Here is a 12,988-nt window from a genome sequence, read left to right on the forward strand (position 1 = left end):
CGGGTTATTTACCCATGACACTCAACTTAACGCACACCCGCCTGACGCAGGGCAGCAGGGGTGAAGTCGCTGGCACTGGCCGAGTGGTTGTAGTTGTAGTCATGCGCTTCTTCGTTGCTCATACCGGTTGCCAGATAACGGCCGGCCACCAGGTCGTACAGGGTTTCCATGGCATACCCAGGCACCTGAGGCTGGAAGCGGTGCATGGCATGGGCCTCAGCGACACGCCAGAGGGTGTTGCGGGCATCGTAATGATCGATATGGGCAGCCTGCCAGGAGTCCTCATCAATAAAGAAGTGACGTTTGGCGTAGATGTGGCGCTCACCTTCCTTGACGGTGGCGATTACTTCCCAGGTACGGTGCAGTTCATAGCGGGTCAGATCCTGATTGATATGACCGGCCTGGATAATGTCGCTGTAGGTGTTCTGCGGCGAACCCAGGCGATAGCTGTTGTAAGGAATATAGACTTCGCGCTTGCCAACCAACTGCCAGTCGTAGCGATCAGGGGCACCGTTATACAGATCAAGGTTATCCGACGTACGCATGCCGTCAGCAGCGGTACCTGGACCGTCGTAGGACACCTGCGGAGCGCGGCGAACGCGGCGCTGACCGGCGTTGTAAATCCAGGCCATGCGCGGCGTAGCTACCTGATCCACGGTCTCGTGTACCAGCAGAACGTTACCCGCCAGACGTGCCGGATCGGTTACCTGCTGTTTGAAGTAGTAGAGGATGTTCTGCATGGTTTCAGGGTTGTAGTCGGTCAAACCCGTTGGCAGCACATACTCTTCGTTGAAACGCACGATAGTGAAGTTGCCGTTGGTCTGCGGTGTGGCCTGGGTCACAACGCGGAACAGCGCTTCACCGCGGAAACGAGTGATATGGTTCCAGATTACCTCGATGCCACTCTGCGGAATCGGGAAGGCGTTGGCCAGCTTGTAACCCACGACACCGTTACCACCCTGCACCAGCTCAGCATTGTCAGCATTGTAACGGGCCGCTTCATAGACCGCCTCGGGCATGCCAACGCTTCGACGGGACTCGAACACCGGCATACGGAAAGTGGCAGGATAGCGCCGGAACATGGCAATCTGACCGGGTGTCAGGGTGTCCTGGTACTGTTCAAAGTTGGCTGCATTTATAACAAACAACGGCTTGTCGTCAGCATAGGGGTCAGCGGAGAAGCCGCGCTCGTCAATCGGCGCTGCGTCGGTAGCCAGGCCACCGGTCCAGGCTGGGATAGTACCCGCGGCATTGCCGGCCATTTCGGCACCAATGGGTGTCAGGCTGCCACCAAGATCAGATGCCTGCTGCGCGTTGACCGCAACAGCAGTACTACCCAGCACCAGGGTAGCGGCCCAGAGGGCGGAGGACAGAAGGGGTGTTTTCATGATTAGGCTCTGCTTTATTGGGGCCGGGAGGAGATGACACCGGCAGATTTAACGAGACAGTTACCCTGCAGCCTTGGATAGGCCTGAATTAAGGGTAGTGCAGGGTGGCGACTATAGCCAAGGCAGGGCGTGAGGTGATCGCTCGAAAGTATGAATTTGCCTGTCGGTAACAATTCATAACAGGGGGCACTGCAGGGCGGATAAACCGGAAAAACGAAGCCGGCACCCCTCTCGGGATGCCGGCCGAAACCCTACAGGGTTGACAGGAACGGAGCTTGCGCCTCTTGCCACTGGGCTATCTCGCCACGAATAACCTTCTTGTCCAGCTTGCCGACACTGGTCTTGGGGATTTCTGCGACGCAGGCAATCTGATTCGGAATCGCCCACTTGTTGATGCGACCTTCATCGGCATAGGGCTTGAGGTGTTCGCGCAGGATGCGGGCATTCATCTCGTGTCCTTCACGCGCCACAATCAGCGCAAAGGGCCGCTCATCCCATTGCGGATCAGGCACCCCGACCACGGCCACTTCCTTGACCGCCGGGCTGAGGCTGATCAGGTCTTCCAGCTCCAGCGAGGAGATCCACTCACCACCGGTCTTGATCACATCCTTGATGCGGTCGCGGATGTCGATAAAGCCCATCTCATCAATACTCGCCACATCGCCGGTATGCATCCAGCCATGGGCCCAGAGTTCGGCACTCTTTTCCGGTTCACGGAAATAGCCCTGGGTCAGCCAGGGTGCACGCAGCACCAGCTCGCCCTGAGCCTTGCCATCATGCGGCAGGAAATTACCCTGCGGATCCATCAACCGCGCATCGGCCAGCGGCACCGGAATACCGGCCTTGATCTTGTACGCCGCACGCTCATCGGCGCTGGCGCGGTCCAGTTCGATATTGTTATAGCCGGCCGAAATCAACGGACAGGTTTCCGACATGCCATAGGCCGCAGAGAGCAACATGCCCTTGGCCTTGGCGGCATCGAACAGACTGCGGTTCAGCGCACTGCCGCCGATGATCACTTTCATGCCACCGAAATCAAAGTCCTGGGCGCCCTTGGCATTCAGCACCATCTGCAGAATGGTGGGTACGCAGTGGGAGAAGGTAACCTTCTCTTCCTTGATCAGCTTGCAGAGCATTTCTGGCTCGTAACGACCCGGATAGACCTGCTTGGTACCCAGCAAGGTGGCGGTATAGGGAATGCCCCAGGCATGCACATGGAACATCGGGGTAATGGGCATATACACATCACGGTTGCCAAATAACCGATTATCCTCAAGGCCGCCCATCATGGCCGCCTGGGTCATGGTGTGCAGTACCAGCTGGCGATGGGTGAAATACACACCCTTGGGATTGCCGGTGGTGCCGGTGGTGTAGAAGGTCGTCGCCACCGAGTTCTCGTCAAAGTCGGCAAACTCATAGGTCGGCTCGGCGGCCGCCAACAGCTCTTCGTATTCGCCTACCAGACCAGGCAGGTCGGCGGTCTTGTCATCACCATCGGTCAACAGAATGGTCTTCTTGACCGTAGTCAGGTGAGCATCAATGGCCTTGTAGATCGGCAGAAATTCACTGTTCACCAGCACGAAGATGTCTTCGGCATGATTCATGGTATAGAGAATCTGGTCCGGCGACAGGCGAATATTGATGGTATGCAGCACAGCGCCGAGCATCGGAATGGCAAACATGCACTCCAGATAGCGGTGACTATCCCAATCCATCACCGCTACCGTGTCACCCGGCTTCACACCGGCCTGGGTCAGGGCATTGGCCAGACGACGGATACGCTGATTGAAGGTGGCGTAATCGTAACGACTGATGTCACGGTAGACGATCTCCTGGCTGCGCTCGTAGCGCTGGCCAGACAAAAGAATGTTTTTGATCAGCAGGGGCGTTGAATGCGCACCCTCGGTCGGTTTGATAACACGGGTATTGAGCATTGTCTCTGACCTGTTTTGTTGGGCTTGTATGGTCTATCCATCAGGCATAGGGCCTGGTTGAGAGGCACTATAGTCAAGCAGTTGCAGGACCACCTATCACTCCAAAGTATGAACCGCATTACGGGCCGCCCGCAAAGCATCTTTGAGGTTATAATCCGCAAAGCAGTCGTCAGATGACTCCAGGTCATTTTTCAGTCATTTTTTTCAGCAGGAGCCAAGATGTCCGATTCCAGCATTGTCATCGTCAGTGGTGCACGCACCCCCATGGGTGGTTTTCAGGGCAGTCTTGCCAGCGTCCCGGCCGTTGAACTGGGTGCTGTTGCCATTCGCGAAGCCGTGCAGCGCGCCGGCATCACCGCCGCCGATGTACAGGAAGTGATCATGGGTTGCGTCTTGCCCGCTGGTCTCAAGCAAGGCCCCGCTCGCCAGGCCAGCCTGAATGCCGGTCTGCCCGCCGCCACCGGCTGCACCACCATCAACAAACTCTGTGGCTCCGGTATGAAAGCCGTGATGCTGGCCCATGACCTGCTCAAGGCCGGCAGCAACCAGATCATGGTCGCCGGCGGTATGGAAAGCATGTCGAACGCCCCTTACCTGATGGAAAAGGCCCGCGGTGGGCTGCGCATGGGCCACGGTGAAATCAAGGACCACATGTTCCTCGACGGCCTTGAAGACGCCCGCACTGGCCGCCTGATGGGCTCCTTTGCCCAGGACACCGCCGACCAATACGGCATCAGCCGCGAGGACATGGACGGCTACGCCATCGAATCCCTGACCCGGGCAAAAAAAGCCATTGAAAGCGGTGCACTGGACAGCGAGATCGTGCCGGTCACAGTGACCAGCCGCAAAGGCGAGACCTTGGTGAAGGATGACGAGCAGCCCTATAACGCCAACGTCGACAAGATCCCCGGCCTCAAGCCAGCCTTTCGCAAGGACGGCAGCATTACCGCTGCCAACGCCAGCTCGATCTCCGATGGCGCCAGCGCCCTGGTCATGATGACCGCCGCCGAAGCGCAGAAGCGGGGCCTCAAGCCACTGGCACGGATTGTCGGCCACGCAACCCAGAGCCAGGACCCGAGCGAATTCACCCTCGCACCGATCGGCGCCATGACCAACCTGTTCAACAAGACCGGCTGGAACAAGGATGACGTTGACCTGTTCGAAATCAACGAAGCCTTTGCCATGGTCACCATGCTGGCGATGCGCGAACACGGTCTGGACCACAGCAAGGTCAACATCTACGGCGGCGCCTGCGCCCAGGGCCACCCGGTTGGCTCCACTGGCTCACGCATCATCGTCACCCTGATCAATGCCCTGCAGAAAACCGGCGGCAAACGGGGTGTAGCGTCGCTCTGTATCGGTGGCGGCGAAGCGACAGCGGTGGCCATTGAGCTGCTGTAATAGCTGCTGGCCATGAAAAAGGGCTGCCTCGGCAGCCCTTTGTTTTCGCCGACTAGCAAGCCTAGGGACAGTCTTCTGTTGCTTGAGTCAGTACTATCGGCTCTGCAGGCTGATGGGTAACTGCCCGAAAATCCGCATTCCAACCCATCCGCCCCGCCACCTCATGGTGCGCATAACCCGGCTTGCAGGCCCACAACGACATCAGCGCCATGCGCTCACCAAGAAACACGATAAATTCCAGGCGCCTGCTGGGCTTGATGCTGACACGGCCTGACGCATCGCTGCGCGCCAGTATCGGCTGATCAGGCCTGCCCGGCTGGCCGGCATACACCCTGACATCGGCCAGTGGCTCATGGGTCCGGGCGGAAACAAAAACAGCCTCAAGGCCGTCATGCTCGGTCACCAGACGCGGGGTGCAGCCGGTCATGGTGATTATCAGGGCAAAGAACACAGTGGCAAAAGCCTTCCTCGACATAGGTCATCCTGTGAATATGGCTAGAGCGTTGAGCCAGTCAGCGGCGATGACTGGCATTAGACCTGACGTATTGCCGCTATAAAACATCAGCACCATGCGCAGCCGGGTTTTCAGGCAGAGCCGCTGACCACGTCACGCGGCTGTAACGCCCGAACAATCCCGTTCAAAAGCATGCCGTAGAGCGGCACAAACAGCAGCAGACTGATCACCAGCTTGATCAGATAATCCACCGTGGCGATCTCAACCCAGTTGGCCGCCATGAACGCGTCGGGGCTATGCCAGAACGCCACCGAGAAAAACAGGTAAGTATCCAGCAGATTGCCCAGCACCGTTGACGCCGCTGGCGCCACCCACCACAGGCGCACCTGGCGCAGACGATCGAACACCTTGATATCGAGAAGCTGTCCCAGCGCATAGGCCAGAAAGCTGGCCACAGCGATGCGAAAGACGAACAGATTGAATTCACTCAGTGCCGCCAGGCCCCCGAATCGCCCTTCCTGAAACAGCACAGACACCACATAGGAGGCAACCAGTGCCGGTAACATGACCCGCGCTACCACCCGCCTTGCTGCGCCCGTGCCCATGATCCGCACGCTCAGATCGGTGGCCAGAAAGATGAACGGAAAGCTGAACGCGCCCCAAGTGGTGTGCCAACCGAACAGGGTGATCGGCAGCTGCACCAGATAATTGCTGGCGATAATGATCAGGATATGAAAGACAATCAGTCCGGCAACAACGGACCGGCTGACCGAGGCAGAAAGCAGTGGCATGTGATGTCCTTTTTTAGGTGAAATGGGGTGAGGGAACCCATAGCCGCAGCCTGACTGGCTTTGCGCGGTCGGCATTCTAGCGATGTCTGGCTAAAAAGTGTACGGCCAATCAACTCGCCCACAGCATTGAATGGCCGCGCGCGGGTAACTTAACGTAATTTTCATGATCACAGCCAATCGCCCACCTATACTGGCAACCACCCTCTCCTGCTGGCGCTACCTATGTTTCTTCGCAAACTGATCGTCTCTATCAGCATCATGATGACGATTATTCTTCTGTTATCTGGAATAGGCATTTGGGCGCTGAAGAGCTCAGAGCTGCATACGCAGCGCAACCGCATTGCTAACCAGATGCTCTCGGAGTTCATTTCCCTGCGCGCGGACAAACAGCGTCTTAAAGTCTGGTTGGCAGAGTACTTGCTGACCGAAGACACCAATATCAGCTTTCGCGACGAGTTGTTTCTGCGCATGCGTCAGCAGCTGAACGCCCTCGAACAACTTGCCGTGCGCGACCAACTCCACAGTACCAGTGAACAGGACCTGCTTAGCATCATGGAGCAAGTCAAGGTCATCTCGTTATTGCAATCCAATCTGGTCACACTGGAGCACGTGCTCAAAAACGAGCCAATCAGTGCCCATTCTTATGACAGCGCCGATTGGCAGCGACTGATTGTCCTGTTTGACAAGTTCCAGGACACCGATCTGTCAGAGCTGTTACAGAGTGCTATTTCGGAACAAAAACAACGCGCCAAGAGCACCGAGGATGATGCCCTAAATGCCGTTCAACGAATCCAGGCTATTGTTATCTGGATCAGCGCTAGCGGCTTGATCTTCGCTATCTTCCTAAGCTGGTATCTATCCAGGGCTATCAGCCTCCCCCTGCAGCGCTTGATTGAAGGCACCTCGCAGTTGCGACGGGGCAATTTTGCCCATCGCATTGAAGAGCAGGGACCCAGCGAGTTTGCCGAACTGGCCAAACAATTCAATCTGATGTCAGGTTACATCGCCGACTTTGCAGCCCAGGAAAAGCTCAATCAGCAACTCACTGAAGAACGGGTCAAAGCGCGCACAGCCGAACTTCAACACACGCTGGGGCAACTGCATGAAAGCGAGAACCGGCAAAAACAACTGCTGACTGATATCAGTCATGAACTGCGCACACCGGCCACCAGCATTCAGGGTGAAGCGGAGATTAGCCTGCGCGGCCGAGACAAGGACAGCAGCGAATACAAGGAATCATTCCAGCGTATTTTGGCCGCCAGCCAGCACCTGACCAAGCGGATTGAAGACCTGCTTATGCTGGCGCGCGGTGAAGAACGGTTACTGCAGATAGCTCTGAAACCCCTGAGTATGCAGGCGTTCATTAGCATGGCGACGACCACTGTTGAGCAGCAGTTAAATAGCCAGTTCAGCATGGATACGTCATCCCTGCCGGAACCCGAGGCTGACCAATGGGTATTGGTTGATGCTGACAAATTCGCCGGTGTACTACGCATCATCACGGATAACGCACAACAGTACTCCCCCCATCACAGGGTGCTTACCTGGTCTGTCAGACTGACGGACAGTGACGTACAACTCTCACTGTCCGACCAGGGTATTGGTCTGGAAGCGGACAATCAAAGCCAGCTATTTGCTCGTCATTATCGCGGGGCTCAGGCCCGCAAAACACGGCCAGACGGACTGGGTATTGGCCTGTGTATCGCCAAGGCGATTATGGAAGCACATGACGGCACCATCCAGCTGAGCCAGAACCATCCAGCCGGCACAACGGTGCATTTGGCACTTCCCTGTTTTCACGGAGTAGAGCATGAAAGTCCTGATCATTGAGGATGATGAAAAGGTCGGCAGTTTTTTGTCCCGAGGACTCAAGGCTGAAGGGTATACGACCTTGTTACTGGCCGATGGCCTGAATGCCTTGCAGTTTGTCCGGCAATTTGAGCCGGATGTGGTTGTACTGGACCGTATGTTGCCGCAACTCGATGGGCTGACACTCTGCCAGCAGATTCGTGCCCAACAGATTTCCTGTCGAATCCTTATCCTGTCTGCCATGTCAGAAGTAGACGAACGCATCAAAGGCCTGCGTGCTGGTGCGGACGATTACCTGGGCAAACCTTTTCACTTTGAAGAGTTGCTGGCCCGCATTGAGGCCTTGGCCAAACGCGATACGTCCTTTGTCAATGAACGGCAATTATGTGTAGCAGACCTGGTTCTGGATCTGGATAGCATGCAAGCCCAGCGCGGCGGACAGCTGCTAACATTGACAGCCAAGGAACTCGGGATTCTGGAGCTGCTGATGAGCCACTGCGGAAAGGTATTCAGTCGCGAACGTATCTTGACCAATGTATGGGGGTTGAACGAAGACCCACTGACCAACATTGTTGATGTTTACATCGCTCGATTGCGAAAGAAGATAGACGATGAACATACGCTCAAGTTATTGCACACCCGTCGCGGCCTGGGGTATTACCTGCTGGCACCTTAGTAGGCCGGTCAGTCGTGAACTAGACCGGCCTTCAAGAAAATCAACCGTGGCGATCAGCTACTGAACGGTAACGAGGAGTGGTGCAAAACGATGCGCAGGTTACCTTGCTCATCTTTTTTAAAGCCCCAGGTTTTGTCCACCGTCGTCGTCTGACCTTGAGCATCCGTCAGCATCACATGACCTGTGGTCAAAGCAAGGCGTCCGCTGATGTAAACACCGGCATTGCTGAACTGGTAACCTTGCCATCCCTTCAGTGCAAAGCCACTGTCATTCGGAAAGGCGGGGTTGCCTCCGACAAAATAGGCAAGTGCACCCTCATAATCCGTACGGAAGGTTTGATCACCGCTGGCCAGCGTCGGCTTGAACAAGACCGCGCCCTGATTGAATGCATAAGCGGCGTCCAGCACTTCACGCGCCCGGTGTTCTGCCTGCTCACGCCCGTTTTGACTATACGCAAGACTGATTGACATCAAAGCCTCACCCCAAGCCTGTTGTGCCTCAAGCACTTCAGCTTCGGTGATATTGTTGTTCACAACCGTCTCTGCTTGCAGTTGGCTTGCGCCAAACACCAGCGCAATGATGGACATCGTTGAAGCAATACCTGTTCGCATACTCGGCCTCTCGTGAGTTTGTCTTGGGAGCAAGCAACGCCTGCCTGCACGATCCAAATTAACCCACGAGCGTGAAAGGCGGCCTCCTGTTGCCATTAACTTTGGCCATCCAAAGGATTAACACCAGATGAACACAACGATAAACCCTAAGCGCATTATTGAGGGTGGCTTGCTCCCAACCACCGGCGCAGGGCGCTACCCAGAAAAAACTGCGGATGCGACCAGCTGTCCTTGTCCATGCCAATGTCCTTTTCCCAGGTACGAATCAACTGATTGACCTGTTTGAACATCCCATCCGGATCGCTCAGTGACAGCGCCCCCTGCTGATACAGGGCCTTGGTAAACCAGGTCATTTCCGAATCGTCACCACAGCCAAAGGAGGTGCGATCCTTTCTTGCGGAAGTCAGAATCAGCGTATCCGCATTGGCCAGCGGACTCAGCCAATGGCCGGAATAACAGGCCGAGACCACCAGCACCCGGCGACGCACATCCAATGGCGCCAGCATCTGTGCAAAGGCCTCGGGCGTCAGGTTGGGCAGGTCCATGCCGGGCTGGCGCATCACCAACGCGCCATCCCGTCCGCCGTGGCTGACCAGATGAATGAACAGCAGATCCTCTTGCGGATTCATCTGTGCATCCAGTGCACGCAAGGCCATGCGCATGCCCGTTGGTGTCGCCAGCGGCAACGTTTCGTAATCCCGATGATTGAGTAACCGGATCGCCCGATTATCCAGATCAACCTGGGCGGCGAGGCCGGCTCGGGCCACCTCGATATCGCGCATGAACACCGATTCGCTGCCATCTCCGCCGATGGCAAGGAAATACACATCCCTGACCCCGGGACGCTCCGCCGCCAACCCTGCTATCTGGTTACGCAGCCGCTCGTGATCTGTAGCACTCAGTGGCCCAGCCGCATCAACCCCGGCAACACCTGTTGCCAGGGATAGACTCGGGGCACAGGCAAGGAACAAAAGACCTGCCACCCACAAAAGGGGGGTGCGTAACAGAGGCAACCGAACACATGTCATAAGCGCTTCCTGAATACCGTCATACCATCCTTGTTCCTTTTAGCTCATCAGCGTGGCAATCATAGGGCCTGGCGAGAGAAAAACTCAGTATAGCCACTTGAGGACTACCCCTGAGCGGACTCACACACCCACGAATCTGCCGCGAATTTCCGGGCCCGGCACCATACAGGAGTCGCTTCTGCCAAACAGGGCATATCGGTTGCGAGCAAAGAGCCGATAAAACCAGTCCCTGATCGGTCGAGGAACCACCCGGAACAGGTTGAACAGTGGCCAGTAGCCGTTCAGATCCCGGGCAATTTCCAGCGCCGCCGTGGAGTAGAGAAAAGCGTTGCCATCCTTGACCAGCAAGAAGGTATCAATACCGACGTTCATGACACCGTAAGCCTGCATGGTCTGCTGGGCCAGCTCGCTTTGCATGGGCGTAAACACAAAGCGCCCAGCGGGGTCGCGCTGGATGATGAAATTCACCGCGCCATTGCAGAAGTTGCATTCACCATCAAAGATGACCAGGTGACGGCTATCCATTGACTGCCTCATGCTGGCCAGCCATCCATTGATTCAGACCCCGTCACGGTCTGCATCCTGATTGCGCACCCGCCCTGCTGCACAATCCGGGCACAGGCAAGCCTGGTTCTTCAGTTGATCCGGCACCAGCCCCAGTGTCTGCGGGCTGATGGTTACACCCATGCACCAGCAGGTTTCAGCACCGCCGTCGCCAACCGCCATGGCGCAGCTGTTCCCGGCGCCACAGAGTGGACAGACCTGTTGGTTGACCTGCTGAAGATCAGCCATTGCCCAGGCGCCAGAACAAAAATACCGCACCCACTATAAAAAGCATATTGATCAGCCAGCCGCCGTGGCGCGCAGCCGACACACCTTGCTCAAGCCCCCCGAAGTGTTGCCGCAGGTGCTCCAGCTCCAGCTCGGCAAAGTCGATCTGCGTTAAAAGCAAATCAGGCCCCTCCTGAACCAGCACGCGGCGGGCGCCGGCACCCAGGGCCAGCTCTCTGAAGGCACGAATCTCAATCTGCGACAGACCGCCTTCGGCTTTTTCCATCGGATGCATGATCACCGCAGGCGTGACAAGGATAAAGCGACGCTTGCCCAAGGCCTTGAAAACCAACTGCAACAGCTTCTCTGCCACAGAAAAATCGCTCAACAGCGAGCGCGGATGGGCAAATGGATTGATCACCTGAATGGTGGGGCTGGCGCGATGTTTAGCCTCATCACCAAAGGCGACCACGACTTTCTGACCCTTGTCGCCGGTTTCTATGGCCAGCAGAGGAGCCTGATCCCAGCGCTCACCCGTGGCAACATTGGTCACGGTCAAGCGGCGTTCACGCATTTGCACATAAAAACAGGTGGAAAAGCGGGCAAACAGTGACGCCATGGGGCTTTCTCCAGAGACAGGACGGCAGGGTGTCGGCTAGGCGGCATCTCAGGCCTCCCTTGCCCACACCAGCTACAGGCAAAAGTATAGCCGCGGCTTCGCGGCCACCCAACCGTCAACATCCAGAACTGTGGCTTGTTGCCGATTATGCAGCACCATTCACCTTTGCTGCGCTGCTTGCCAGATTCGAACAAGTGTTCGACACTGAGCGCCACTTTTTACTCGACTCGCAAATCAGGAGAGTTATATGAGCGATATTCGTTTTGACGACAAAGTCGTTATTGTCACCGGTGCCGGTGGCGGCATTGGCCGCGCCCACGCCCTGCTGTTTGCCAAGCATGGCGCCAAGGTAGTGGTTAACGATCTGGGTGGCAGTACCCAGGGCGAAGGCGCCAACAGCGAAGCCGCCATGAAGGTGGTTGAAGAAATCAAGGCTGCTGGCGGTACTGCCGTCGCCAACCCGGACAACGTGATCAACGGCGACAAGATCGTTCAGTGCGCCATGGACAACTTTGGCCGTGTGGATGTGGTCGTCAACAACGCTGGCATCCTGCGCGACAAGAGCTTCGCCAAGATGACCGACGCCGACTGGGATCTGGTCTATCGCGTCCACGTTGAGGGTGCCTACAAAGTCACCCACGCTGCCTGGCCCTACATGAAGGACAGCAACTTCGGCCGCGTCATCTTCACCGCTTCCACTTCAGGCATCTATGGCAACTTCGGCCAGGCCAACTACGGCATGGCCAAGCTCGGCCTGTACGGTCTGACCCGCACCCTGGCGATCGAAGGCCGCAAGAACAACATCTTCGTCAACGCCATTGCCCCGACAGGCGGCACGCGCATGACAGAAGGCCTGTTCCCACCTGGCGCCTTTGACAAGCTCAAGCCCGAGCTGGTCAGCCCGCTGGTGGCCTTCCTGTGCTCCGAGCAGTGCCAGGAGACCGGTAGCCTGTTTGAAGTCGGCGGCGGATGGATGGGCAAGGTACGCTGGGAGCGTTCGCTGGGTATAGGCTTCAACCCGGACGAAGGCTTTACCCCGGAAGATGTAGCAGCCAACTTCGAGCAGCTGTGCAGCTTCGAAGGCGCCGTACACCCGAAAGACAATATCGAAGCCCTGCGTGAGCTGATGGCCAATATCCAGAAGTTCGCCTGAGCAGATAGCGGCAAACTTTAAGCCGCAAGCTACAAGCTGTATTGGAAAAGCCCGTCCCTGACTAACAGGGGGCGGGCTTTTTTGTACATATGACCATCCCCTCTTGGCATGATGACTTTTCTGGTCGCTTTTACTGCCCGGCGAACAATCAATTGAACGCTTTGAACAAATCGCTCGTCTTATGCGCCATCCTTTATGCTGGGAGTGTCGAGTTCCATCTCGACACCTGGGCCAGCCGATACACCGCAGGCCGAGGTGGAACTCGGCCCTCCCCGGCAACCCCAGACCCTTCGCGGTGAGGCCGCCGCGCTTAACGCCTTTGGGGGTGTCGCGCTGCCGGTAGACAACAAACC

General features: G+C 56.8%; 13 protein-coding genes. 4 read left to right on the forward strand and 9 right to left on the reverse strand.

Annotated elements, in window-relative coordinates:
* Positions 1–26: 26 nt before the first annotated feature.
* Entirely contained in the window at positions 27–1,388 is a 1,362-nt protein-coding gene (locus AC27HQ_RS00935; RefSeq protein WP_487153937.1) for a DUF1329 domain-containing protein, read from the reverse strand.
* Between the two features lie 251 nt (positions 1,389–1,639).
* Positions 1,640–3,322, reverse strand: a complete 1,683-nt coding sequence (locus tag AC27HQ_RS00940) for a fatty acid--CoA ligase (RefSeq protein ID WP_487153938.1) — start codon at positions 3,320–3,322, stop codon at positions 1,640–1,642.
* A 219-nt stretch (positions 3,323–3,541) separates the two neighbouring features.
* Between AC27HQ_RS00940 and AC27HQ_RS00945 the strand changes: the two genes are divergently transcribed.
* Entirely contained in the window at positions 3,542–4,723 is a 1,182-nt protein-coding gene (locus AC27HQ_RS00945) for an acetyl-CoA C-acyltransferase (RefSeq protein ID WP_487153939.1), read from the forward strand.
* Positions 4,724–4,784: 61 nt separating this feature from the next.
* Here the strand turns inward: AC27HQ_RS00945 and AC27HQ_RS00950 are convergent, their stop codons facing one another.
* Positions 4,785–5,198 carry a hypothetical protein gene (locus AC27HQ_RS00950; RefSeq protein WP_487153940.1) on the reverse strand — a complete coding sequence of 138 codons (414 nt, stop codon included), beginning with the start codon at positions 5,196–5,198 and terminating at the stop codon, positions 4,785–4,787.
* 110 nt (positions 5,199–5,308) lie between these two features.
* On the reverse strand, positions 5,309–5,968 hold the full coding sequence (locus AC27HQ_RS00955) for a 7-cyano-7-deazaguanine/7-aminomethyl-7-deazaguanine transporter (RefSeq protein ID WP_487153941.1): 660 nt from the start codon (positions 5,966–5,968) through the stop codon (positions 5,309–5,311).
* Positions 5,969–6,190: 222 nt separating this feature from the next.
* On the opposite strand from AC27HQ_RS00955, the gene AC27HQ_RS00960 reads away from it, so the two are divergent.
* A complete protein-coding gene (locus AC27HQ_RS00960) occupies positions 6,191–7,798 on the forward strand; it encodes a sensor histidine kinase (protein ID WP_487153942.1) in 1,608 nt (535 codons plus the stop codon).
* Complete coding sequence (locus tag AC27HQ_RS00965; protein WP_487153943.1) at positions 7,779–8,453, forward strand: response regulator transcription factor; 675 nt, start codon at positions 7,779–7,781, stop codon at positions 8,451–8,453. Before AC27HQ_RS00960 ends, AC27HQ_RS00965 begins: the two co-directional genes overlap by 20 nt.
* Before the next feature lie 53 nt (positions 8,454–8,506).
* Here the strand turns inward: AC27HQ_RS00965 and AC27HQ_RS00970 are convergent, their stop codons facing one another.
* The 5 genes from AC27HQ_RS00970 to AC27HQ_RS00990 all read right to left on the reverse strand — a co-directional run bounded on the left by AC27HQ_RS00970 (position 8,507) and on the right by AC27HQ_RS00990 (position 11,482).
* Positions 8,507–9,064 carry a hypothetical protein gene (locus AC27HQ_RS00970; RefSeq protein WP_487153944.1) on the reverse strand — a complete coding sequence of 186 codons (558 nt, stop codon included), beginning with the start codon at positions 9,062–9,064 and terminating at the stop codon, positions 8,507–8,509.
* A gap of 155 nt (positions 9,065–9,219) precedes the next feature.
* Positions 9,220–10,092: a C13 family peptidase gene (locus AC27HQ_RS00975; protein WP_487153945.1), complete on the reverse strand. Its 873-nt coding sequence runs from the start codon at positions 10,090–10,092 to the stop codon at positions 9,220–9,222.
* Between the two features lie 120 nt (positions 10,093–10,212).
* Positions 10,213–10,617 (reverse strand): thiol-disulfide oxidoreductase DCC family protein, encoded by a 405-nt coding sequence (locus tag AC27HQ_RS00980; RefSeq protein ID WP_487153946.1) that lies wholly within the window; start codon positions 10,615–10,617, stop codon positions 10,213–10,215.
* A gap of 33 nt (positions 10,618–10,650) precedes the next feature.
* A complete protein-coding gene (locus AC27HQ_RS00985) occupies positions 10,651–10,884 on the reverse strand; it encodes a cysteine-rich CWC family protein (RefSeq protein ID WP_487153947.1) in 234 nt (77 codons plus the stop codon).
* Positions 10,877–11,482, reverse strand: a complete 606-nt coding sequence (locus AC27HQ_RS00990; protein ID WP_487153948.1) for a rod shape-determining protein — start codon at positions 11,480–11,482, stop codon at positions 10,877–10,879. Before AC27HQ_RS00990 ends, AC27HQ_RS00985 begins: the two co-directional genes overlap by 8 nt.
* A gap of 247 nt (positions 11,483–11,729) precedes the next feature.
* Here AC27HQ_RS00990 and AC27HQ_RS00995 point away from each other — a divergent pair, with 247 nt between their 5' ends.
* Complete coding sequence (locus tag AC27HQ_RS00995) at positions 11,730–12,635, forward strand: SDR family oxidoreductase (RefSeq protein WP_487153949.1); 906 nt, start codon at positions 11,730–11,732, stop codon at positions 12,633–12,635.
* Positions 12,636–12,988: the final 353 nt, after the last annotated feature.

This window comes from Halopseudomonas sp. 4NH20-0008 (genome assembly GCF_057548395.1).